At 69.9% G+C, this 23,363-nt stretch carries 18 protein-coding genes and 2 pseudogenes; 12 read left to right on the top strand and 8 right to left on the bottom strand.

Going from position 1 to position 23,363, the window contains the following annotated elements; translation table 11 throughout:
• The 4 genes from ACWGI6_RS18740 to ACWGI6_RS18725 all read right to left on the bottom strand — a co-directional run.
• Positions 1-955, bottom strand: a 955-nt coding sequence (locus ACWGI6_RS18740; RefSeq protein WP_453268525.1) for an IPT/TIG domain-containing protein, incomplete at its 3' end; no start/stop codon positions are given.
• A gap of 421 nt (positions 956-1,376) precedes the next feature.
• Positions 1,377-1,763: a hypothetical protein gene (locus ACWGI6_RS18735; RefSeq protein ID WP_453268524.1), complete on the bottom strand. Its 387-nt coding sequence runs from the start codon at positions 1,761-1,763 to the stop codon at positions 1,377-1,379.
• A 279-nt stretch (positions 1,764-2,042) separates the two neighbouring features.
• On the bottom strand, positions 2,043-2,207 hold the full coding sequence (locus tag ACWGI6_RS18730; protein ID WP_453268523.1) for a hypothetical protein: 165 nt from the start codon (positions 2,205-2,207) through the stop codon (positions 2,043-2,045).
• 175 nt (positions 2,208-2,382) lie between these two features.
• Positions 2,383-3,012, bottom strand: a complete 630-nt coding sequence (locus ACWGI6_RS18725; protein ID WP_453268522.1) for a hypothetical protein — start codon at positions 3,010-3,012, stop codon at positions 2,383-2,385.
• Between the two features lie 251 nt (positions 3,013-3,263).
• Between ACWGI6_RS18725 and ACWGI6_RS18720 the strand changes: the two genes are divergently transcribed.
• Both ACWGI6_RS18720 and ACWGI6_RS18715 read left to right on the top strand, forming a co-directional pair.
• Positions 3,264-3,761 (top strand): peptidylprolyl isomerase, encoded by a 498-nt coding sequence (locus ACWGI6_RS18720; protein WP_393905868.1) that lies wholly within the window; start codon positions 3,264-3,266, stop codon positions 3,759-3,761.
• Positions 3,762-4,992: 1,231 nt separating this feature from the next.
• Positions 4,993-6,498 (top strand): PepSY-associated TM helix domain-containing protein, encoded by a 1,506-nt coding sequence (locus ACWGI6_RS18715; RefSeq protein ID WP_453268521.1) that lies wholly within the window; start codon positions 4,993-4,995, stop codon positions 6,496-6,498.
• Positions 6,499-6,562: 64 nt separating this feature from the next.
• Here the strand turns inward: ACWGI6_RS18715 and ACWGI6_RS18710 are convergent, their stop codons facing one another.
• Positions 6,563-6,718 carry a DUF6131 family protein gene (locus tag ACWGI6_RS18710; protein WP_453268520.1) on the bottom strand — a complete coding sequence of 52 codons (156 nt, stop codon included), beginning with the start codon at positions 6,716-6,718 and terminating at the stop codon, positions 6,563-6,565.
• A gap of 408 nt (positions 6,719-7,126) precedes the next feature.
• Between ACWGI6_RS18710 and ACWGI6_RS18705 the strand changes: the two genes are divergently transcribed.
• The 9 genes and pseudogenes from ACWGI6_RS18705 to ACWGI6_RS18665 all read left to right on the top strand — a co-directional run.
• Positions 7,127-9,214, top strand: a complete 2,088-nt coding sequence (locus tag ACWGI6_RS18705) for a SpoIIE family protein phosphatase (protein ID WP_453268519.1) — start codon at positions 7,127-7,129, stop codon at positions 9,212-9,214.
• A 520-nt stretch (positions 9,215-9,734) separates the two neighbouring features.
• Positions 9,735-11,579 carry an asparagine synthase (glutamine-hydrolyzing) gene (gene asnB / locus ACWGI6_RS18700; RefSeq protein WP_453268518.1) on the top strand — a complete coding sequence of 615 codons (1,845 nt, stop codon included), beginning with the start codon at positions 9,735-9,737 and terminating at the stop codon, positions 11,577-11,579.
• A gap of 30 nt (positions 11,580-11,609) precedes the next feature.
• Positions 11,610-12,038, top strand: a complete 429-nt coding sequence (locus ACWGI6_RS18695) for a MarR family winged helix-turn-helix transcriptional regulator (protein ID WP_393905875.1) — start codon at positions 11,610-11,612, stop codon at positions 12,036-12,038.
• Positions 12,039-12,222: 184 nt separating this feature from the next.
• Positions 12,223-13,191 (top strand): cyclase family protein, encoded by a 969-nt coding sequence (locus tag ACWGI6_RS18690; protein ID WP_453268517.1) that lies wholly within the window; start codon positions 12,223-12,225, stop codon positions 13,189-13,191.
• A gap of 210 nt (positions 13,192-13,401) precedes the next feature.
• Positions 13,402-16,254, top strand: coding sequence for a SpoIIE family protein phosphatase (locus ACWGI6_RS18685; protein ID WP_453268516.1), 2,853 nt, complete (start codon positions 13,402-13,404; stop codon positions 16,252-16,254).
• Between the two features lie 184 nt (positions 16,255-16,438).
• The gene (locus ACWGI6_RS18680; protein WP_453268515.1) at positions 16,439-17,974 is read left to right on the top strand and encodes a sugar ABC transporter ATP-binding protein; all 1,536 of its coding nucleotides are present in this window, start codon (positions 16,439-16,441) and stop codon (positions 17,972-17,974) included.
• A complete protein-coding gene (locus tag ACWGI6_RS18675; RefSeq protein WP_453268514.1) occupies positions 17,971-19,011 on the top strand; it encodes an ABC transporter permease in 1,041 nt (346 codons plus the stop codon). Before ACWGI6_RS18680 ends, ACWGI6_RS18675 begins: the two co-directional genes overlap by 4 nt.
• A gap of 44 nt (positions 19,012-19,055) precedes the next feature.
• The gene (locus ACWGI6_RS18670) at positions 19,056-20,210 is read left to right on the top strand and encodes a substrate-binding domain-containing protein (protein ID WP_453268513.1); all 1,155 of its coding nucleotides are present in this window, start codon (positions 19,056-19,058) and stop codon (positions 20,208-20,210) included.
• Between the two features lies 1 nt (position 20,211).
• A pseudogene (locus tag ACWGI6_RS18665) lies at positions 20,212-20,395 on the top strand (transposase); the annotation flags it as partial.
• 200 nt (positions 20,396-20,595) lie between these two features.
• On the opposite strand, the gene ACWGI6_RS18660 reads toward ACWGI6_RS18665, so the two are convergent.
• The 3 genes and pseudogenes from ACWGI6_RS18660 to ACWGI6_RS18650 form a co-directional block, all read right to left on the bottom strand.
• A complete protein-coding gene (locus tag ACWGI6_RS18660; RefSeq protein ID WP_453268512.1) occupies positions 20,596-21,174 on the bottom strand; it encodes a dihydrofolate reductase family protein in 579 nt (192 codons plus the stop codon).
• Between the two features lie 226 nt (positions 21,175-21,400).
• Positions 21,401-21,583 carry a DUF6233 domain-containing protein gene (locus tag ACWGI6_RS18655; RefSeq protein WP_453268534.1) on the bottom strand — a complete coding sequence of 61 codons (183 nt, stop codon included), beginning with the start codon at positions 21,581-21,583 and terminating at the stop codon, positions 21,401-21,403.
• A 364-nt stretch (positions 21,584-21,947) separates the two neighbouring features.
• Positions 21,948-22,121, bottom strand: a pseudogene (locus ACWGI6_RS18650) (IS110 family transposase); the annotation flags it as partial.
• Between the two features lie 121 nt (positions 22,122-22,242).
• Between ACWGI6_RS18650 and ACWGI6_RS18645 the strand changes: the two are divergent.
• On the top strand, positions 22,243-23,286 hold the full coding sequence (locus ACWGI6_RS18645; protein WP_453268511.1) for a PP2C family protein-serine/threonine phosphatase: 1,044 nt from the start codon (positions 22,243-22,245) through the stop codon (positions 23,284-23,286).
• The last annotated feature ends 77 nt before the right edge of the window (positions 23,287-23,363 follow it).

Raw genomic sequence — 23,363 nt, 5'->3', positions numbered from 1 at the left:
TCACCACCGCCCCGGACAGACTGCTCCCCGTGATCACAAACGCCGTACCACCCGCCGTACTGCCCGACGACGGCGACAGCAACGTCACCACGGGCAGTGGCGGTGCCGTGTAGGTATATCCGCCGGCGACCGTGGCGCTCCCCGCCGGCGTGGTGACCACGACCGGAACGTTGCCGAGCGGTCCGGCCGGAGTGAAGCCCACCAATGCCGTACCCGAGGCATTGACCGAAACCCCCGTCGCCGCAACCCCGTTGAACGTCACCACCGCCCCGGACAGACTGCTCCCCGTGATCACAAACGCCGTACCACCCGCCGTACTGCCCGACGACGGCGACAGCAACGTCACCACGGGCGGAGGTGCCGTGTAGGTGTATCCGCCGGGAACGGTGGTGCTTCCGGCCGGTGTGGTGACGACGACCGGGACGTTGCCGGCGGGGCCGGGCGGCGTGACGCCGGTCAGCACGGTGCCCATGGCGTTGATGGACACTCCGGTGGCCGGCATCCCGTTGAAGGTGACCGTCGCGCCGGTGAGATGGGTGCCGATGATGGCGAACGCGGTGCCGCCTGCGGTGGAGCCGCTGTTGGGCACGAGAGCGCTGACCGTCGGGCCGCTCGGTGGGACGACGGTGTACGTGTAGCTCACCGAGTTGGTGTTGCCTCTCGGTGTGGTGGCGATGATCTGGACGGTGCCCGCTGCGTGCGGGGGCGCGAGGACGGTGACCGAGCCGCCGGAAGGGTCCTGGGCGACGATGGTGGCGGGGATGCCACCGAAGGTGACCTGGCTCGTGCCCTGCAGACCCGCCCCGGTGAGCAGGACGGTATTTCCTCCGGAGGTCGGTCCCGAGTCCGGAATGGCCTCGTAGAGCCTCGGATATCTGGGCCAGTTCCCTCCGTCCCCGCCGGGCCAGGAGCCCGGGGACTGCGGATCTGCTTGCGGCTGTATGACTGCGGACATGGCTTCTCCCTGGGCAGCCGCCGCTCCGTCTCCCTTCACGAGTCAATTCGTGAACAGATCTTTTCGGAGCGGAAGTTGCCGGCGTCGAATGTCGGGTGCATGCGACGGTAGGGTTCCCGGAAGTTCGAAAGAAGGCGCGTACGTGTCAGCAATGACGCGTTCGGCAATCAAAATGACAATACGTAGATGAGCGTCACTCCCGCACTGCTGACCGGCGTGCGCCGGTATTCCGTCGCCCCGTTTCGCGAGCCGCCGGGCGTGCGCGTCGGACGGTCCACCACGGGGCGGCTCGTCCCCGGGCCGGTTCGCGCGGACGCAGCGCCGGCGACCGCTCGTCCGCGTCGGCTCCCGTGGCACGAGCGGGTACGAACACCGGGTGCGCCGTGGCGTATTGGCGGGGTCGTCCGGGCCTGAGCGGTTCTCAGGGATGCGGAGATGCGACCGCCGAGTCGTCGTCGAGGACGCGGCGGGCGGTCTCCGCGAAGTCCCTTACCTCGGTGGTGAACACCAGCCCGGCTTCGGCAACGGATTCGGCGGCGTCCGCGCACTCGCCGGACTCGGCGCCGAATCGCTCTCGCGCTCCGATGGAATTCCGCAAGGGCCTGATGCATCGGTGCGCGCACCTGATGAGTTCCTGTGAAGGGGAGACCACCGGCAGCGGCCCCTCAAGGAGCACTTGCACCCCGAGATGATCCAGCTTGTCGATTTCCTGGTGGAAGGCGCCCATGTCCATCGTGTGCGATTCCCGGTACCTTCCGAGGGCCCGCTCGATGGCTCGTGCCTGCGCGACGAAATCCGCGTACACCATACGGCGCGGCTCATGGCGCTCCCGAACACGGTCGACGCGCAATTGGCTCCTCAACTGCACTTCCTGGGAAGCGAGTTGGCTCCGAGCGGTCCTGGCTCCCCACAGCCCGGTGACGGCTGCGGCCCCACCCGTACCGAGTGCGCCGACGGTCGCTCCCAAGATCGCTGCTATGCCTGAGTCCACTTCGGCAGTCTGTCGTAACACCCTGCTCGGCGTGGAATACCGGGGAAGAACGTTCCGAACGGTTCACCTTCGGTCATGAGTCGGTCCGACCTTTGCTCACCCGGCCCGGAAGCGCGCTTGCCCCCGGTCGATTTGCGCGCCGGCAGGAGCCCTCGGCACGGGGCGATACGAGCGGCGGGACAGCGGGCCGGTATCCGCCGACCGGGCCACCTCGGCCAGGGCAGGCGGAAAGCGGCGGTCGTCGCCGGTCGTCTCGATCATCTGTGCAGGCTAACCGCCCCCACTGACACTGCGGGGCCGGCTTCCGGTGACACCATGGCTGTCGAGGACGCCGGGCACCTCGTACGGGTCGAGAACCGCACCTCCACGACGCCAACTCCCCCCGGTCGTAAGGAAACCTTGCGTGACCGGAGAATGTGCGACAACCGCCGGATCCTTAGGCGGCGAATCCCTCGACCATCCATGCCACCAAGGCGACGACTCCGTCCAATACGGCGATCGCGACGCCGGCGAAGGAGACCAGCGCCAGCCCATTGGTCACTCTGCCGAGCCATGACGCGCCGGGGCCTTTCCGGCCGTCATCCTTGCGCGAAACGGGCAGGAAGACGCAAAAGGCCAGGACGCTCAGGCAGAGCCCCACCTTCCAGACAGCGGACAGGACGGGCCAGAACCCCGTCGGCTGGTAAGTCTCCGCGTCCGCGCCTCGGCGCATCGCGATTTCGGCGCCGTCCGGGTAGTCGGCGGAGGCGTCTTCCAATTGCTGGTGGGACACGTCGCCCGGGTCGTCGTGCGCGGTGAAAGTACCGGTGCACACGTAGTGGGACCTGCGGTGACTGGTGTCCGTGTCATAGCACTGAGCCACCCTGAACGTGCCGGGAGTGCCGGAGAGCCCGGTGGCGAGGGCCAGATCCCCCGTGAAGGAGACGCCCCAAACAGTTGCCTCGAGCGCCATGAAGAGACCGAAGAGCCAGCCAGGGATGCGCCATCTGAGCTTGCGTTCCTGCTGTCGTACCGTACGGCCCTTGGCTTGCTTCGCCTTTCGCTCCTCGGTCTGTCGCTCTGACATATGCGGCTGAAGCTCCGTCGTCGCTGGGTGGGGGTGTCGGTAGGGGTGCCGGTGCACATTAGCCGGGAGCGCTGAGTGGTACCGGGGCGGGTGCCGGCGCCTGTTATCGACGAGAGGTCCGGCGGACGGGCCGGGCAATTCCTGCGGCCCGGCCAGGATCTCCCGGAGCGGCGTCCCCTACACGGACTCGGTCGCGACCGGTGCCGGGGGTCGCGCCTCGCCCCGGCGCTCGCGGATGTAAGGATGCCGTCATGAGTAACGACGTGTATTTCGACATCACCATCGACGGCGACCCGGCCGGGCGGATCGTCTTCACCCTGTTCGACGACGTGGTTCCCAGGACCGCGAAGAATTTCCGTGAGCTCGCCACCGGAGAGCACGGCTTCGGCTACGAGGGATCCGGCTTCCACCGTGTCATCCCCGACTTCATGCTCCAGGGCGGCGACTTCACCGCCGGCAACGGGACCGGCGGCAAGAGCATCTACGGCGAGAAGTTCCAGGACGAGAACTTCCAGCTCAAGCACACCAAGCCGGGTCAGCTGTCCATGGCGAACGCCGGCCCGCACACCAACGGCTCGCAGTTCTTCATCACCACCATCGTCACGGACTGGCTCGACAACAAGCACGTCGTCTTCGGCGAGGTCGTCGAGGGCATGGACATCGTCAGGAAGATCGAGTCCCTGGGCTCGCGCAGCGGCGGCACCAAGGCCGACATCGTCATCGCCAAGTCCGGGGTGGTCACGCAGTAACCAGCGCGCAGCCGGCGTCGGCAGACCTCATCGACGCCACGGTGACCCCAAGGGGCAACTGCGCCGCACACTCCGGCGGTCGCCCTGCTGCGGGGCGAGTGCGGCCTCCGTGCCCGCGCCCTGCTCGGCATGGCGATCAAGGCGGGCAGCCCCCGCCGGTCGCCGACACGGCCCCCTGGGCACCCGTTTTCCACCACGGTGAAGCGACACGAAGCGGCTCCCGGGTGACGGAACGGGATTCTGGTGTCGGCTCGGGCGGCCGCCGTATGTGCGGCGGCCCCCCGAGCCGGTACGGGCGGCAGTTGAGCACGGGTGCTCATACCTGCCTCGCCGTGCCCGGCGCACGATGCCCGCCCTGACACGGCGAAGCGCTACTGCCGCCGTCAACGCGCCACAGATGTCAGCCCCTGCGTGTGGCGTGGGTCAGCGCCCGTTCGCTCAGCAGGCCCTCGACGAGGTCGAGGAGGTCCAGCACGGCTTCGGCGATCGCGTCCGGCTTCTCGCCCGCGACGATGCGCCGATCTCGGCGTGGACCAGCGAGTGGAAAACCTTTACGCCGAAGAGAGCGGTCGGGTCGGCGGGAGCGACTGACACCGCCCCTCCCCCGCTTGCCGCCTCCTCGGCATCAGCGGCGGCGGATGGCCGACCTCCGAGCCGGAGCCGGTCCGGCCTGGGCCGTGCCTTGCGGATCAGCGCGGACCGCGACTGCGACGACACGGCATGGTGGCCGGATCGCCGACGACCGTGACGCGGATGCAGGAACCGTTTCGTACGGATGGCACAAGAATCGCGCTGCTCATTGCTTTCGGACGGGGCGTCAATTGCACTGGTGGGGTGGACACCTGGGCCAGGCCGAACAGCGAGTGCGGTCCGAGCTGGGCTACGACGACCGGGAAACCGGTGACGGCCCGTGCGGCCGCCGGCGCCCACCATGGCAGGGAGTGCCCGGACTTCGGCGTGGGCCGCGGAGCCGCCGTCGTCAGGCACCAGGCCGCGAAGAGCGCGGCCGGGGACCGTCCAGCGCGCCAGTCCGGTCCTGTCGTCGTGCCGGGCAGTGCGCCCTTCCGTGCGCCCGGCCCGGATGGATGGCGGGTGCGGGATTCGCCTCGACCGCCCGCCCTATGGGCCACCTCACACCACGTCGCCGGAACTCACCCGTCCAGTCGTCCGACTCCCTGAAGCGGCACGGCAGAGGACCGGGCCACATCACCTTCGAGCTGGGAGTACCCGCGTGACCACTGAGCAACGTCTCGCGTCGAGCGCTGCCGACGACGCCCCGGACGCCGTGGGCTCCGGTGCCGAGCGGGCGGCCGTACGACGGACCGGGTGGTCCGCCCTTCGGCCGCTGGTGTTGCGACTGCACTTCTATGCCGGTGTGCTCGTCGCGCCTCTTCTTCTGGTCACCGCGGTCACCGGGCTGTTGTACGCCGGGGCGTTCCAGGCGGAGAAGGTGGTCTATGCGCACGAGTTGACGGTCCCGGCCGGTGAGCACACGATGCCGCTGTCCCGGCAGGTGGCCGCCGCCCGCAAGGCACACCCGGAGGGCAAGATCGCCGCCGTACGCCCGGCACCGCAGCCGGGCGACACCACGCGCGTCCTGCTCGCCGACGTGCCGGGGGTGTCCGCCGAGCACCAGCTCGCCGTCTTCGTCGATCCGCACACCGGCAGCATCCGGGGAGCGCTGCCGACGTACGGCGCCACGGGTGCGCTGCCGCTGCGCACCTGGCTCGACGATCTCCATCGCAACCTGCACCTGGGCGAGAACGGCCGGCTCTACAGCGAACTGGCCGCCAGCTGGCTGTGGGTGGTCGCCGGCGGCGGTCTCGCGCTGTGGATCGGACGTAAGCGGACGAACCGCAAGCTGCGGGCTCTCACACTGCCGGACCGCACCGCCACCGGACGGCGCCGGACGCTGTCCTGGCACGGCGCCGTGGGGGTGTGGGCGGCGGTCGGCCTGTTCTTCCTGTCCGCGACCGGTCTGACCTGGTCCACATACGCCGGGGGGAACATCGACGCGCTCCGCCAGTCCCTGGGGCAGGCGACGCCGACCGTCTCCACGGCCGTGAGCGAGGACCATACCCACCACGGCGGCTCCGGCGGAATGGCGGGGATGCCCGACATGCCGGGGATGGACGGGAAGAAGGGCGGCGCGTCGAGCGGATCCGCGTCCGCGGACGTGGGCATCGACCAGGTGTTCGCGGCGGCCCGCGCGAAGGGTCTGTCCCACCCCGTCGAGATCGATCTGCCGACGGACAAGGGCACCGCGTATGTCGTCAAGCAGGTCCAGCGCAGCTGGCCCGAGAAGCAGGACGCGGTCGCAGTGGATCCCGGCACGGGAAAGGTCACCGACGTCTCGCGCTTCGCCGACCATCCCGTTCTGGCCAAGCTCACCCGCTACGGCATCGACCTGCACACCGGCACCCTGTTCGGGATCGTCAACCAGATCGCGCTGGCCGCGCTCGCCCTTGCGCTGATCTCCCTGATCGTCTGGGGCTACCGGATGTGGTGGCAGCGCCGTCCCACCCGCGACCGCGCGCTGTCGTTCGGACGGCCGGTTCAGCGTGGGGCGTGGCGGCAGATTCCGCTGCCCGTGCTGATTCCGCTCGCGCTCGTCGTCGGGGCGGTGGGCTGGGCGGTGCCGCTGCTCGGCATTTCGCTCGTCGCGTTCCTGGTCGTGGACATCGCGCTGGGCGTCATCGCACGCCGGCGGGCCCCCGCTGCTGCCCCCGTGGACTGACGGACCCCGGCGACCGGGGTCGCCGGGGAGCTGGTGACCGTGGCCACGTGGCGGGCACGTGGCGCTACCAGTAGTGCTTTCGACCGGCGACCGCGTGTCCCATCGAGCCGAGGAGCCACAGAATCGCGCCGATAACGGCGAGAATGATTCCGATGGTCCACAGGATGGAAATGCCGGTCAGGAATCCGACAATGAGAAGAATGACTCCGAGAACGACCACGATGCGCTCCGATCTCGTCAGAGTTTCCCTTCAACTTTGATCCTCGGAATCCGGCTCGGCAAGTCGTGGCAATGCCCCGACGGCTACCGTCCGGGCAGCTCAGGCGCCGTCCGCATGCCTCGCTGATTTCCCGGGGCCGATACCCGGCGTCGGCCCCGCGAGGGGCGTCTGCCCGCCGAGCCGGGGTGTCCCGGCGTATCCCTGTGCAGCCCGGCAGTGTGTGCGGGCGTGGGGGAATCGGCACGAGCGCGGGCGATGAGTATGCGGGCGGACGATCCAGGGGGACGATGGAAGGCACAGCACGCACCTGCCAGGAACAGGTCAGAGAGAGACACCTGGGCAGGCCGGGCCGCGGAACGGGGTGCGGGCACACCCCCACGTGGTCCGGCGGACGGAAGGAGTGCCGGGGTGAGCGCAGACGAGGTGCGTCCAGCCGGCGCCGGTGCACCGGCGGGTAAGTCGTCGCAGCCGAGCGGGCTGATGGACCTCCTCGCCGTCGCCGCGGTGCTGGTGGACGCCGACGGACGGATCGTCCTGTGGAGCCCGCAGGCCGAGGATCTGTACGGCTACTCCGCCGAGGAAGCGCTCGGGCAGTACGCTGCGCCGCTGCTCATCCACGAAGAGCACCGGGACCTGGTGATCAAGAAGTTCGCCGAGGTCATGGAGACCGGCCGGAGCTGGAGCGGCACATTCCCCGTCCGGCACAAGGACGGCACCGCACGGCTGGTGGAGCTGCGCAATATGCGGCTGCTGGACGACCTCGGCGATTTCTACGCCCTCGGGCTCGCCACCGACTCACCGACGCTTCGCGAGGTGGAGCGGGATGTCGCCCTGTCCACCCGGCTGATCTCCCAGTCGCCCATCGGGGTGGCGATTCTCGACACCGAGCTGCGTTATGTCGCCGTCAACCCCGCCCTGGAGCGGATGCACGGCATCCCCGCGAAGAATCACCTCGGCCGGCGCTATCGCGAGATCATGACCGCCGCGAAGTTCGAGGTGCCCGAGGCCGCGATGCGGGAGGTCCTCGAAACGGGGGTCCCCATGGTCGACCAGGCCACCGTCGTCGGGCGCAGCCCCTCCGACCCGGACCACCAGCGCGCCTGGTCCATTTCGCTGTACCGGCTGGAGGACCCACAAGGGCGGATTCTCGGGGTGGCCGACCTGGTGGTGGATGTCACCGACCGGTACCAGTCGGCCATGGAGGCCAGCGAGGCCCGGCGGCGCCTGGCCCTGATCGCGGACGGCTCCGCCCGGATCGGCACCACCCTGGAGGTGGGACAGACCGCGCGAGAGCTGGCCGAGGTCACCGTTCCCGAACTCGCCGACATGGGCACGGTCGATGTGCTCGACTCCATCCTGGGCGAGCACCGCCCGGCCCGCGGCGAAGGCCCCGCGCTCTTCCGCGCCCTCGCGGTGAAGGGCGCCTATCCCACCGAAGCCCTCCGGGCGGCCGACCCTCCCGGCGGGACCGCCTCTTACGATGCCGACCGGCTGGCCACCCAGTGCGTGCGCACCGGCCGCCCGATCCTGGTCTCCCACGCTGACGACGCGGACCTGGCGCGCATCGCCCGCGACGACCACGCCGCCACGCTGCTGGCCCGCGCCGGCGTGCACTCGTACTTGCTCGCCCCGCTCATCGCCCGCGGCCAGATCCTCGGCTGTCTGGGGCTCACCCGGGCCCGCAACCCGGTGCCCTTCGACGAGGACGATCTCGCGCTCGCCGTCGAGCTGGCCTCCCGCGCCGCCGTGTGCATCGACAACGCCCGCTCGCACCAGAGCGTGCGCAACGCCGCCGAGACCCTGCAGCGCAGCCTGCTCCCCGACCACCCGCCCCACCTTCCCGGTCTGCAGATCGCCTCCCGGTACCGGCCCGCGCAGGCCACGTATGAGATCGGCGGCGACTGGTACGACGTCCTCCCGCTCGAAGGGGACAAGACCGCACTCGTCGTGGGCGACGTCATGGGCAGCGGCATCGACGCCGCCGCCACCATGGGCCGCCTGCGCACCGCCACCAGCGCCTTCGCCGACCTCGATCTCGACCCGGCCCAGGTCCTCCAGCACCTCGACAAGATCACCTCGGGGCTGGAGCACTACATCGCCACCTGCGTCTACGCCACCTACGATCCACATCGCGGCGAATGCCACATCGCCACCGCCGGCCACCTGCCGCCCGTCCTGGTCCGCAGCGGCAAGCACCCCGAACTCCTCGACCTGCCCACCGGCACCCCGCTCGGAGTGGGCGGTGTCCCCTTCGAGACCAGCTCCTTCCGACTCGAACCCGGCGACCAACTGGTCCTGTACACCGATGGGTTGGTCGAAACCCGCAACCACCCCATCGACGAACGCCTCGAAACCCTGCGCCTCCTGCTCGACGGGCCCGACCGCGCCCTGGAGGAGACCTGCGACCGGCTCCTTCGCGAACTCCGGCGTCCCGACGACCCGGACGACGTCGCCCTGCTCATCGCCCGCACCCAGCCCTTCACCTCCGGCTCGTAGCGCCGTCGGCGACGTACCCCCGCCGATGAGCGGTCCGCTCGCGCTCGTATGCAATCCGTGCCGCCGGCTGCCGGGGCCCGATACCGGAATCAGGCCCCTCACGAACCCGTTGGGCGGGTTCCCGGCCGGCCCGTCACGGGGAGCGGGGCGGGCGCTCCTCCGCGCCCGCGCCCCGCTTGCGCAGCCCCCGGCCCCTGCGCCCAGGGCCTCGGCACGCAGGTAAAACCTTCCCCTCGCTCCCGTATGGCGCAGCTCTTTGCCGGTCGGCCGGCCCGGCCCGTGGAGCACGGCAAAGCGGCAGCTCAGGCGCCCTCGGTAAGGGGTTTTCCGAGCGGCGGACCACGGGCACCGTGCGGCCCCGGCGTGTTACGGCCAGGTTGACGGAGCGGCGTCCGAGGAACACGCTCGTTACATAGGTGCTCGATACAACTGACTCACTGCGGGGCGGTCGGGCAACCGGGCATCGGTGTGCCCGGCCGCGATGTCCGGCGGCCCCTGGGTCGGATCAGGAGGACATGGCATGTGTGGCATCACCGGCTGGATTTCCTTCGACCGTGATCTGCGCTCCGAGCAGGAGACCGTGGACGCGATGACCGAGACCATGTCCTGCCGCGGGCCCGACGACCGTGGCACGTGGGTGCAGGGTCCCGCCGCTCTCGGGCACCGCCGACTGGCGATCATCGACCTGCCCGGTGGACGTCAGCCGATGACCGCCGAGCGGGCGGACGGGACCCCGGTCGCCATCGTGTACTCCGGTGAGACCTACAACTTCGGCGAACTGCGCAAGGAACTCGCCTCCAGGGGCCACCGTTTCACGACCGACTCCGACACCGAGGTCGTGCTGCGCGGCTACCTCGAATGGGGCGAGGCCGTCGCCGAACGGCTCAACGGCATGTTCGCGTTCGCGGTCTGGGACGGGCAGCGCCAGCGGCTCGTCATGATCCGCGACCGGATGGGCATCAAGCCGTTCTACTACTACCCCACCCCGGACGGCGTGCTGTTCGGCTCCGAGCCGAAGGCGATCCTCGCCCATCCGCTCGCCGAGCGGAACGTCCGGCTCGACGGCCTCCGCGAGCTCTTCGCCTTCGTCAAGACGCCCGGCCACGCCATCTGGGAGGGCATGCACGAGGTGGAGCCCGGCACGGTGGTCACCGTGGACCGCAACGGGCTGCGCCGGCACGTCTACTGGTCGCTGCAGACCCGTGCGCACCACGATGACCAGGACACCTCGATCGCCCAGGTCCGTACGCTGCTCGACGACATCGTCCGCCGCCAGCTCGTCGCCGATGTGCCGCGCTGCACCCTGCTGTCGGGCGGCCTGGACTCCTCGGCGATGACCGCGCTGGCGGCCCGTCAGCTGGGCGAGGTGGACGAGACGGTACGGAGCTTCGCCGTCGATTTCGTCGGCCGGACCGAGCACTTCGTGGCCGACGAGCTGCGCGCCACCCCCGACACGCCCTATGTCCACGACGTGGCCCGCTCCTCCGGCACCGACCACCAGGACATCGTGCTGGACTCGGCCGAGCTGGCCGACCTCGATGTCCGCGCGAAGGTCATCCGTGCGCGGGACATCCCGATGGGCCTGGGCGACATGGACGCCTCGCTCTATCTGCTGTTCAAGGCGATCCGCCGGCACTCGACGGTCGCCCTGTCCGGCGAGTCGGCCGACGAGGTCTTCGGCGGTTACCAGCAGTTCTTCGACGAGGAGGCCCGCCGGGCCGACACCTTCCCCTGGCTCGTCCGCTTCAGGGAGCACTTCGGCGACGACGGCAACATCCTCAACGCCGGTGTCACCGACTCCCTCGACCTGGACTCCTACATCCAGGACGGTTACCGCGCCGCCGTCAAGGACGTCGAGCGTCTCGAAGGGGAGAGCGACTTCGAGTTCCGGATGCGCAAGATCTGCTATCTGCACCTGACGCGCTTCGTACGGATCCTGCTCGACCGCAAGGACCGCGCGAGCATGGCGGTCGGACTGGAGGTGCGGGTGCCGTTCTGCGACCACCGGCTGGTCGAGTACGTCTACAACACACCGTGGTCGCTGAAGTCCTTCGACGGACGGGAGAAGAGCCTGTTGCGCGAGGCCACGGCGGATGTGCTGCCGCAGTCGGTGTACGACCGGGTGAAGAGCCCCTACCCGTCGACACAGGACCCGCAGTACGCGGTCGCGCTCCAGCATCACGCCAAGGACCTGTTGTCGCGCCCCTCGCACCCCGTATTCGAACTCGTCGACCGCAACTGGCTGGAGCGTGCGGCGAACCACGATGCGCCCCAGATCACCCAGGCGTCCCGGCACGGCCTCGAACGGACCCTGGATCTGGCCTTGTGGCTGGACATGTACTCCCCGACGATTACGCTCACTTGATCTGAAACGGGCGGCGCGATGGGCTGAGCGATGACAATCGGTGATGACGAGGCGCTGCAACTGGTGATCTCCCTGCACCGGCTCACCCGGAGTCTGCGCAGGGCCGCCACCACGGGCAGCATCCATCTGACGCATATCGCCGTCCTGGCGCTGCTGACTCGGCAGGGCCCGGCCCGGGTCGGCGAGATCGCCCAGTGGGTGCCCTGCTCCCAGCCGACCGCCACCGCGGCCGTCATGGGGCTGGAGGAGGCGGGTCTGGTCCGCCGCGAGTGCGACCCGGCCGACAAGCGGGCCAGCCGTGTCCTGCTCACCGAGCGCGGCAGCGCCGCGCTGACCGACGTCGCACGCAGCGAAGCCGAGGTACTGGCCACCCGCCTCGCTTCGCTGCGGCCCGACGAGATCCGCCAACTCGCCGAGGTGGAACCGCTGCTGCGACGGCTCACGGACGCGGCGGACTGAGGCGCCACGCCCCGGGAGGACCATCGCGGGGCACGCGCCGCACCGTCGGCTACCCGGGGGGAGATTGCCGGCCGGGCTGAGTGGCGTCGTCACGTACGGGGCGACGCTGAGCAATACTCAGCCGACCGGACACGGCGACGCCGCCGGAAGCGGGGGCCCCGTCCACCCATGGAGCGCTGAGCAGATGACCGGCAACCCCGGCGAGACACCGGCTCCCCCGTCGGCCGGTACAGGCAACGGGCCCGTCGTCTCCCGCCAGGAGTTCGACGCACTCTTCGAGACGGTGCGTACGTGGGGCCGCTGGACCCCCGCCGACCGGGGCGCCTGGAACCGGGTGACCCCGGACCTCGTACGGCGGGCCACCGCCCTGGTCCGGTCCGGAACGGTCGTCCCGCTGGCGCGCCCCTGGAACACGACCCCCGGGCCGGACAACAGCAGGCCCGCCTTGCACTACATGTCCGACCTCGGCGACATCGAGCCCCCGGAACCCTCCACGCACAAGGACTTCATCGCCGCCGACTACCACGGCAAGACCGTCAGTCATCTGGACGCCCTGTCCCACGTCGCCTACCGCGGCCGGCTCTACGACGGCCGCACCGCGCGCGAGTGCGTCGACGCCGGCGGGGCCCGCTTCGGTGCCGTATCGGCGCTGGGCCCGCTCGTGACCAAGGGCGTGCTGCTCGACCTGCCCACCGTTGCCGGGTGCGCCTGGCTGGAACCCGGACGGGCTGTGCACGGCGCGGACATCGTGTCCGCGGAGCGGGCGCTCGATGTGACGATCGACGAGGGCGACGCGGTACTGCTGCGGTCCGGAAGCGTCCGGCGCCGCCGGGAACTGGGCGCCTGGAACCCCGACGAAGGGAGCGCGGGCTTCCACGTGGATGCCGTGCCCCTGCTGGCCGAGCGGGGTATCGCCCTGCTCGGCGGCGACGGCGACAGCGACGTACGGCCCTCGCCGGTCGACGGCCTGCACTCCCCGGTCCATGCCCTGGCGCTCGCCGCGATGGGAGTGCCGCTGCTGGACAACCTCGACCTCGAAGCGCTCTCCGCCGCGGCCGCGGAGACCGGCCGTTATGAGTTCCTCCTCGTGGTGGCCCCGCTCGACATCCCGGGCGGCACGGGCTCCCCCGTCAACCCGGTCGCGGTCCTGTGACGGCCGGGCCGCATCGCGGTGAGGCGGCCGGGAGCGGTCCGCACCGTTCCCGGCCGTGACCGTGTGTGACGACGGGAGCTCTCAGGCGCCTCTTCTCCGTCGGCGATCAGTACCGATATATGTGCAAAGCTCTACAATGAGACGGACGGTACGGCTGCTCCGATATACGGGTGGCCATAGCAGCACGTACCGATGTGGGAAGTGATTGGGATGGGGCTCGTGGGAGATGACATCGGCCCCGTGCTCGCCCGTGAGCAGTTTCTTCGCGGTGGGGCGGTCGAGGGAACCGTGCGAAGCCCGATCCTGAATTCGTGGCAGCGTTCCCGGTCCCTGGGTCTCGCACCGGAAGGCTGCGAGCTTCCTTACCGTCAGGATCTCGACCTGGACGGCCGCCTCGTCCGCGCCGCCACACCCGTACTGGACCGGCTGCAGTCCAGGTTCGCGGGCAGAAACATGAATGTGTCCCTCGCCGATGGGGACGGGGTCGTGCTGCAGCGCCGTTTCGGCGAAGCGTCTCTGGTCAGACATCTGGCCCCGATCCAGAGCGTTCCGGGTTTTGTGTTCGCCGAGGAGTTCGCGGGGACCAACGGAATCGGGCTGGCCCTCGCGGAGCGGCAGCTGATCAATGTTTACGGCGCCGAGCATTTCGCCGAACGCTCGCAGTCCAATGCGTGCGCGGCAATTCCCGTCCGGGACCCGCTCAGTGGACGCATCGAAGGCGTCCTCTGTCTCGGCTATCCGCCCGACGATGCGGATGTGGCGCTGAACCACGTGATCAGCAGGGCGGCCGGCGCCATCGAACGACGGCTGCTGGACCAGAGTTCGACACGAGAGCGCGCCTTGCTGCAGGCCTACTTCGACGCCAGGAGCCGTGCGCCGACCGGCGAGACGACGGGCAACGGTCAGCAGGGCGGGCTGGCCGAGAGCGGACTGGACTGGCGCGACGAGTTGATCCTCAAGGAGAAGGCCACCGAGCTGATCTCCTCGGCGCAGCGAGCCGCCGTCGAGGTGCCCCTGCCCGGCGCCCGGCGGATCACCCTGCTGAGCCGCCCGGTGACCAGCCCCTCCGGGGTGGAGGGCATCGTCATCGAGGCGGTCCTCCCCTCACCGCAGCAGCACCTCGCCGTCCTCGCCGAAACCGGCACCGCACCCGGCCCGCCGGTCCAGCAGGCCCTCGCCCCCGCCGTCCCGCTGCCCGGGCCCCTTCCGGGCACCGAACCGGGCCGGCCGGCCACCTCGCTCCGCCCGCCCGGCACACTCGGCACCGCCGAAAGTCCCGCCGGCAGTGCAACCAGTGGGCTGGTGCTGATCGGTGAACCGGGAGTGGGGACGTACGCCGTGGCGGCCCGGCGCCGCCTGGAGCTGCTGTCCGAGGCCAGCACCCGCATCGGCACCACTTTGGATGTGAGCCGTACCGCCCGGGAACTCGCCGAGATGGCTGTCCCGCGCCTGGCCGACTACGTCACCATCGACCTTCCCGAGGCGGTGCTGCGTGGCGAGGAGCCGACCGACCCCAGTACCGGCCTCTACCGCACGGTGGTCCACGGGATTCGCGATGACTGCCCCTTCTACCCTGCCGGTGAGCGGGTCGACCTGCGTCCCACGACGCCTCAGCTCCGTTGTCTGGCCGACCGGCAGCCCGTACTCGAACCCGACCTGGGGGCGGCCGCCGGCTGGATCGCCCAGGATCCCGCGCACGCCGAGCGCCTCCTCGCACACGACATCCATTCGCTCATCGCCGTCCCCCTCCTGGCCCGCGGCATCGCCCTGGGCACCGCGAGTTTCTACCGCTCGCGGGACCCCGCCCCCTTCGGGGACGACGACCGTTCACTGGCCCAGGAACTCGCCACCCGCGCCGCCATCTGCATCGACAACGCCCGCCGTTTCACCCGCGAGCACACCATGGTCCTTGCCCTGCAGCACAGCCTGCTGCCGCAGCGCTTCCCCGAGCAGAACGCCGTCGAGGTCGCCCACCGCTATATGCCCGCCGAGTCCGGGGTCGGCGGCGACTGGTTCGACGTCATTCCCCTCTCCGGCACCCGTGTCGCCCTCGTCGTCGGGGATGTCGTCGGCCATGGGCTGCACGCCGCCGCCACGATGGGCCGGCTGCGTACCGCCGCGCGCAACTTCGCCGAACTCGACCTCGGCCCGGACGAAGTCCTCACCCATCTCGACAATCTCGTGGCACGCCTCGACCGCGACGAGGGCACCGAGGACCCCTCCGCCGACAGCACCGGCATCATCGGCGCCACCTGCCTGTACGCCATCTACGACCCCACCACGCAGCAGTGTGTGATGGCCCGGTCCGGCCACCCGCCGCCCGCACTGGTCCGCCCCGACGGCACCGTCACCTTCCCCGACCTCCCGGCCGGCCCACCACTGGGCCTGGGCGGTCTCCCCTTCGAAACCGCCGAATTCCCGCTCCCCGAAGGCAGCCAGCTCGTCCTCTACACCGACGGCCTCATCGGTGGCCGCCACCGCGATTTCGATACGGCCCTCGACCAGTTGCGCCGAGCCCTGGCACACCCGACCCGCCCGCCCGAGGACACCTGTGAGGCAGTTGTCCGGGCCGTGGTGCCCCAGCACCCCGCCGACGACATCGCACTGCTCGTCGCCCGCACCCACGCCCTGGACTCCCACCGGATCGCCACCTGGGAGCTGCCCGCCGACCCGGCCCGCGTCTCCGGCATCCGCGCCGCCGTGACCCGCCAACTGGGCGAATGGGGGCTGCACGAGGTCGTCTTCGCCACCGAACTGCTGCTCAGCGAGCTGGTCACCAATGCCATCCGCTACGGCACCGCCCCCATCCAGGTACGCCTGCTCCACGACCGCACGCTGATCTGCGAGGTCTCCGACGCCAGCAGCACGGCCCCGCATCTGCGCCATGCGGCCACCACCGACGAGGGCGGCCGCGGACTGTTCCTCGTCGCACAGCTCACCCAGGCCTGGGGCACCCGCTACACCGCCGACGGCAAGGTCATCTGGGCCGAGTGCGCGCTGGAGGCGCCGACGGGAAGGTCGGACGCCGCCGAAGCGTTTTTCGACGACATCCCCGCCATCTGACAGCCCATCCGGCATCACGCCCAAAGCGGGCCGTAATATGACGGAATTGTGGTAACCGGTACGGGTGGTGCACCGCCCGACCGCCGAACGCGCCGTCCGCACCACCATGAAGCGCCCCTGCACCCGTGTCCCGTCAGCCGGGAAGAACCCAGCAGGACCAAGAGGCCGACCCCCGGAGAAGTCTGTGCATGACGCTCCTGACAGCAGCCCTCCCCCGCGCCATGCCGCTCAGCCTCTCGTCCGCGTACACGGCCTCAGCAAGCGGTTCGGCGGCACCCTCGCGCTGGACGCGGTCGACCTCGACATCCACCCCGGCCGTGTCCTCGCCCTGCTCGGCCCCAACGGTGCCGGAAAGTCCACCCTCATCAAGGTGCTCGCGGGCGTCCACCACGCGGACGAGGGCGAGGTGAGCGTTGCCGGGCACCCGCTCGGCACCGAAGCGGCCGCCCGCGCCATGTCCTTCATCCACCAGGACCTGGGACTGGTCGAATGGATGACGGTCGCCGAGAACATCGCCCTGGGCGCCGGCTATCCCCGCCGCGCTGGACTGCTGTCCTGGCGGATGATCCGCAGTCAGTGCGCGGCCGCCCTGGACATCGTGGCCGCGCATCTCGACCCGGCCACCCTCCTCGCCGACCTCCCGCGAGCCGAACGCTCCCTGGTGGCCATCGCCCGCGCACTGTCCACTCAGGCCGCACTCATCGTCCTTGACGAGCCGACCGCCAGCCTCCCGGCAGCGGACTGCGCCCGGCTGTTCGACGTCCTGCACACCCTGCGCGACCAGGGGCGCGCCATCGTCTATGTCACCCACCGGATCGACGAGGTGTACAAGGTCGCCGATGTCTTCGCCGTCCTGCGGGACGGGCACCTCATCAGCCAGGGACCGCTCGCCGGTTACCGTCCGGCCCGGCTGGTGCGCGACATCGTGGGCCACGAACCGGGCGGCTACCGGTTCGCCCCCGCCACGGGTCCGGCCGTACTGAGCCTCGACCACGTACGGACCGAGAACACCGCACCGGTCAGCCTGGAACTGCGCGCCGGTGAGATCCTCGGCATGGTGGGCCTGACCGGCGCCGGGCACATGGAACTGGGCCGCGCCCTCGCCGGCTCCCGGCCGGTCCCCGAAGGACGGGCCCTGCTCGACGGCCGGCCGTACGCACCGCACACGGTCACGGCCGCCGTCGGCTCCGGCGTCGGCTTCGTGACCAGCAACCGTCAGGAAGAGGGCTGTGCCGCCGAACTGACGGTACGGGAGAACTTCCTGGCCAACCCCCGGGCGGGCGGCGTGCCGTCCTGGCGCCCGCGCGGACTCCGGCGCGAGCGCGCCGAGACCGCTGCCCTGACCGAGCGGTTCTCGGTGTCCCCGCGGGACACCGAGGCGCCGATCGCCACCTTGTCCGGGGGAAACCAGCAGAAGGTCATGGTCGGCCGGTGGCTCACGACGAGCCGACGCCTGCTGATCCTCGAAGAGCCGACCGCCGGGGTGGATGTCGGCGCCAAAACGGCGCTCTACCGCCTGCTCCGGGATGCACTGGCCGAAGGCCTCGCCGTCCTGCTCCTCTCCACCGACTTCGAGGAGGTCGCCCACGTGTGCCATCGGGCCCTGGTATTCGTCCGCGGGGCGGTGACGGCGGAGCTGAGCGGCGAGGCCCTCACGGTCGCCGAACTCGCCCGTGCCTCCTCGGCGATGCCTGCGCTCACCGGGACGAGGAGACGATGACCCCCTCCCCCCTTCCCCCGCTGGGCCGCCGGTTCGGGCACCGTCTCGGCGCCTATGGCCTCCTGGTCCTCGCCGCCCTGCTCTTCCTGGCCTTCTCCCTCGCTCTGCCGGACACCTTTCCCACCCTGGACAACATCTCCGAGATCCTGTCCAATCAGTCGATCCCCGCCCTCCTCGCGCTCGGCGCCATGATCCCCATCGTCACCGCCAAGTTCGACCTGTCCATCGGCTACGGCCTCGGCCTCGCGCACGTCATGACGATGCAGCTCATCGCCAACGAAGCGTGGCCCTGGCCCCTCGCCTGCCTCGTGGTGGTCCTCGGCGGGGCTGTCGTCGGCATCTTCAACGGGGTCGTCGTCGAATTCGCGAAGATCGACTCCTTTATCGCCACGCTCGGCACCGGCAGCATTCTGTACGCCCTCACCGGCTGGATCACCAACGGGGCCCGGATCGTTCCCGGCCCTGACGGCCTGCCCGCGGCCTTCACCGATCTCTACGACTCCAGGTTCCTCGGCCTGCCGGTATCTGCCTTCTACGTCCTCGCCCTGACCGCCGTGCTGTGGCTGCTCCTGGAGCGGCTGCCGCTCGGCCGGTATCTGTACGTCATCGGCTCCAACCCCCGCGCCGCCGAGCTGGTCGGCATCCCCACCCGGCGCTACGTCATCTACGCCTTTGCCGGTTCGGGGCTGATCGTCGGTATCGCCGGTGTCCTGCTCGCCGCGCAGCAGCGGATCGGCAACCCCAGCGTCGGCCTGGACTATCTGCTGCCCGCATTCGTCGGTGCGCTGCTCGGGTCCACCGCGATCAAGCCCGGCCGCCCCAACGCCCTGGGCACCCTGGTCGCCGTCATCATCCTCGCCATCGGCCTCGCCGGTATCGGCCAGCTCGGCGCCCAGTTCTGGGTCACCCCGCTGTTCAACGGCGCCACCCTGCTCATCGCCGTCGGCATGGCCGGCTATGCCGCCCGGCGCCAGCTGCGCCAACGCCGGACGGCACCTCCCCGGCCCCGCCATGACGTGCACCACGTCAGCTCGTGACCTTCGGCCGTCACCACCGTGTCGTCCCTCCGCAAGGAGCGCCCGTGCACCCGCACCGCAAGACCGCCCTCGGCAGCGCAGTCGTCCTGGCCGCGGTGGCGGTCACCGTCCTCGCCGGCTGCGAGCGCGGCACGTCGACCGGCGCCGGGCCCTCCTCGCCGCGGCCGGCGATGACCGGCTGCGCCGCCGTCCTGGCCACGGCTCAGGCTGCCGTGGAACGGGCCGAAAAGCCTCACACCACGTGGGACGGCCCCACCACCGGCCCCAAGGCGGTCTCCGGCAAACGAATCGTCTATGTCGCGCAGACCATGACCAATCCCGGCGTCGCAGGCGCCGCCAAGGGCGTGCAGGAAGCGGCGAAGACCATCGGCTGGCACGTCCGGGTGATCGACGGTCAGGGCACTCCCGCCGGAATCCAGGCGGCCTTCAGCCAGGCCATCGCCCTCCGCCCCTCGGGCCTGGTCATCGGCGGTTTCGACCCCCACCTGACGTCACAGCAGGTCGCCAAGGCCAACGCCGAACACATCCCGCTCATCGGCTGGCACGCGGTCGACTCCCCCGGCCCTAGCAAGGACCCCGCACTCTTCAGCAACATCACCACCAGGGTCCAGGATGTCGCGAAGATCAGCGCGGACTGGATCATCACGCACTCCCACGGTCACGCGGGAGTCGTCGTCTTCACCGATGCCTCGATCCCGTTCGCCAGAAACAAGTCCGAACTGATCAAGAAACAACTCGCCACCTGCGCCGGTGTGAAGCTGCTGGCGGAGGAGAACATCCCGATCTCGGACACCAGCAGCCGCACCCCCCAGGAAGTCTCCTCGCTCCTCTCCCGCTTCCCGGACACCTGGACCCACTCCGTAGCCATCAACGACGTGTACTTCGCCGACGCCGCCCCCGCCCTGCGCGCGGCACGCAAGAAGGGCGGCGGCACCCCCTACAACATCGGCGCGGGCGACGGCGACCCCTCCGCCTTCCAACGCATCAACAACAAACAGTTCCAGGCAGCCACCGTCCCCGAGCCCTTCTCCCAACAGGGCTGGCAAATCCTCGACGAATTCAACCGCGCCTTCTCCCGCAGACCCGCCAGCGGCTACGTCGCCCCCGTACACATCTCCACCGCCGCCAACAGCCGCGGAGCCACGACATGGAACCCGCCCGGCTACCGCGCGGCCTACCGGAAAATCTGGGGCAGGTGACGACGGGCATCGTGAATCCACCAAGTCGTGGGCCGACCTGCTCCGTTCAGGCAAGCGCCGAGGGATGCGCGCCCCGGTGCTCGCGGTCAGCGGCGGCGCCCTCGGATTTGGGGGCCGCACTGCGCGAGGTGCTCCCCGACAGCCGGGAGCAGCGGTGCTGGTTCCACAAGTTCGCCAGCGTGCTCAACGGCAGGTCACCAACGGACCCGGCTCCCGCACCGCAGGCATCGCCAACGGCCAGCTGGTCGAACGGCCCGACGGATCAAGAGGCGATCAGCCCCAAGCCGCGTGACCAGAGCGGCCATGAGACCGGTCGGCACGTCGGTCGGCGGGAACTTCCGGTCAGGTTCGCCTGCTTGACCGGGTGTGGGGTGCATGGATGGACTCAGACATGCAGGGTGGGCCGGTAGATGAGCTCTTGGATGTGGCCATCGAGCGTCCGGTGCTCGATCAGCTCGAGGTCGAAGTCGGCCGCACCCTGGAAGATCGGGTCCAGCCCGGTCTGACCGGTGATCACAGGGAAGAGCGTCACCTGGACGCGATCGACCAGGCCGGCGGCCATCAGCGCCCGGTTCATCGACAGGCTGCCGTGCGAGCGCAACGGCACCTCGGACTCCTCTTTGAGCCGAGCGACGACGTCCACAGCGTCGCCGCTCACGACCTTCGCATCGGGCCAGTCCAGGGATCCCTCCAAACTGGTCGACACCACCGTTGCCGGCAGGCTCCTCATACGTGTGACCCATGGGTCACGCACCTCGGACTCCTCGGTGCTGGAGGCCAGCATCCGCGCGAACGCCCGATACGTATTGGCCCCGAAGACCATCCGCTGCTCCTCGCGGTACAGGGCAAGGCGGTGGTCGAGGAGCTCGGGGCCTTGCTTGCCCCAGTAGCCGGTCCAGCTGCCGCTGGCGGCGCCGAACCCGTCGAGGCTGGAAAAGACGTCGAATGTGTAGGTGGCGGTCATGATGCTCTCCTCGAATGCGGTCGATCGCACGTTGGGGATACAGACTGACAACCAAGGCGAGACTCATCGCCCTTGAACTCCTGGGCTTCGGCCGCCCGGATGCGGCCCCATGGGCTTTACCACGGCCGATGAAGCTGGAAGGTCAGGCAACACGGCGGGCGAGAAGAGCGCGGCCAGCCGATCCACAGGTCTTGACTATTCCTCTAGCCACGCCCGCATTCCCGAATCACCGCCTGCCGTCTCGGTCGACCTGCAGCTCGTGGGCCGGCCGACACGGCACACACGATTCGACGCCCGCGGACAGAGCCTCGATCGCGTCGGGCCGAGTGATCCGACGGTGCCGTGCGCCGCTGACCGAGCACTCACCGTGCTGCACGGCGACCGGACGGGGGTCCGCCCCGACATCCATCTGCAGCGTCCACGCAGCCGGCGCGCGGACTGATGCCGTGCGGCGAGATGCTTCCCCTTGCTCGACCTCGGCCATTTGGCGCCGCACGCGATCCAGCTCCAGTCCCAGCCGCAGGTACGTCGCTATCGCCTGCAGCCTCGGCAGCCCAGAAGGTAATTCGCTCACGCAATCTATTACAGGCACTCTTTCGGCCGCCGTCCGCAAGGCCCAAGCCGAGCACCCTGTGCCACCGAACCTTGATCATTGCCACCGAACCTTGATCGTCGCCACCGGACCTTGACGATCATGGGGTTTGCGCCATCGATTCCCAGTGACGCCCGGCAAGCCGCGAGAGCGGTGGGAGGCGTGAGCTCGTAGCACCGGCGTCGCGCAACGGGGCCCAGCGGGCGTTGAGACGGCAGCGGCGAGCACGAGGACGGCCCGGGTATCACGCTTACCCTCGGCACGCTTGCGCTCGCTGAGGGCGTCGCAGGTTTCCGCCGACCTTGCCGGAGTCGCGCGCAACAGGTGCGACACCACCAAAACCGACGAGCCGGTCCGGGACGGGCGGCCGACTCTGATCCGCCAGAGCGCTACGTCCCCTTTACGTAGATATTCTGTGGAGTGTGATCGAGTCTGGACGGCCGCGGCTCCGTCGTCGCCACGCCCGGGGGAGCCTTGTGCGGCTGTCGCCGGTCATCCTGACCGTCGTCATCGCCGGCCTGGCATATGCCACTCCCCCGGAATTGGCCTTCAGCCGCCTCCTGCCCGCGGCGCCGGCCCTCGCCGCCGCTATGTGGCCGGTGCTCCCCACCGTGCTACTGGGGACGGTCTGCCTTTTTCTGATGATTGGCCTCAGCGTCGTGTTCCCCGGTCTGGGGACGTGGTGGACAGCTGCGGGGATCATCGCGGTCACCGTGGCGGCCGCGTACGGAAGTCATGTCCGCCTCCAGCGGGAGCGGACCCTCTTTCATGTGCGGCTCGTCGCCGATGCGGCGCAGCAGGTGGTGCTGAGTCCGATGCCGCGCCGCTTCGGGAGCGTCGAGATCGAGTCGCTGTATCTCGCGGCCGCGGCGGAGGCCCGTATCGGCGGGGACTTCTACGAGGTGGTCGATACGCGATACGGGGTCAGGCTGCTCATCGGTGATGTGCGGGGCAAGGGCCTGCCGGCAGTAGGAGCGGCTGCGGCGATCGTCAACTCCTTTCGGGAGGCGGCCTACAGCGAGGCCGACATGGTCAGCGTCGCGCGCCGGCTGGACGCCAGCAGCACCCGTTACAACGCCGCCTTTCCGCCCGAGGGGACGATGGAGCGCTTCGCCACCGCCCTTCTTGTCGAGATCCCGCACGGGGGCAGGCGTATCGAGATCCTCAACTGCGGACACCCCCCGCCACTGCTCCTGAACCGCGGGGAACTCCGTGCCCTCGAGCCCACCACCCCCTCGCCGCTGCTCAACCTCGCGGAGCTGATCGGCGATCACTACACCATCGACACCTTCGACTTCGCCCCCGGCGACCTGCTGCTCCTCTATACCGACGGGGTCGCCGAGGCCCGCGCCCGCGACGGCGGGTTCTTCCCGCTGGCGGCCTGGATGCGCCAACAACCCCTGACGCCACCCCACGAACTGCTCACGGCTCTTCACCGCGACCTGCTCCGCTACAGCAGGGGACGCCTGGACGACGACATCGCCGCCCTCGCAGTGCGCCTGTGTGAACCGTCGGAGTGAGCCCGGCCCCAGATCGCGGCCTGTGATGCCTCAATGAGCCGCCCCGTCCCGGCCGGGGCGGCGGCGAGCTGGGCGGC

The organism is Streptomyces sp. NPDC054786 (assembly GCF_053611685.1).
This window is presented reverse-complemented; position numbering and strand designations above follow the sequence as displayed.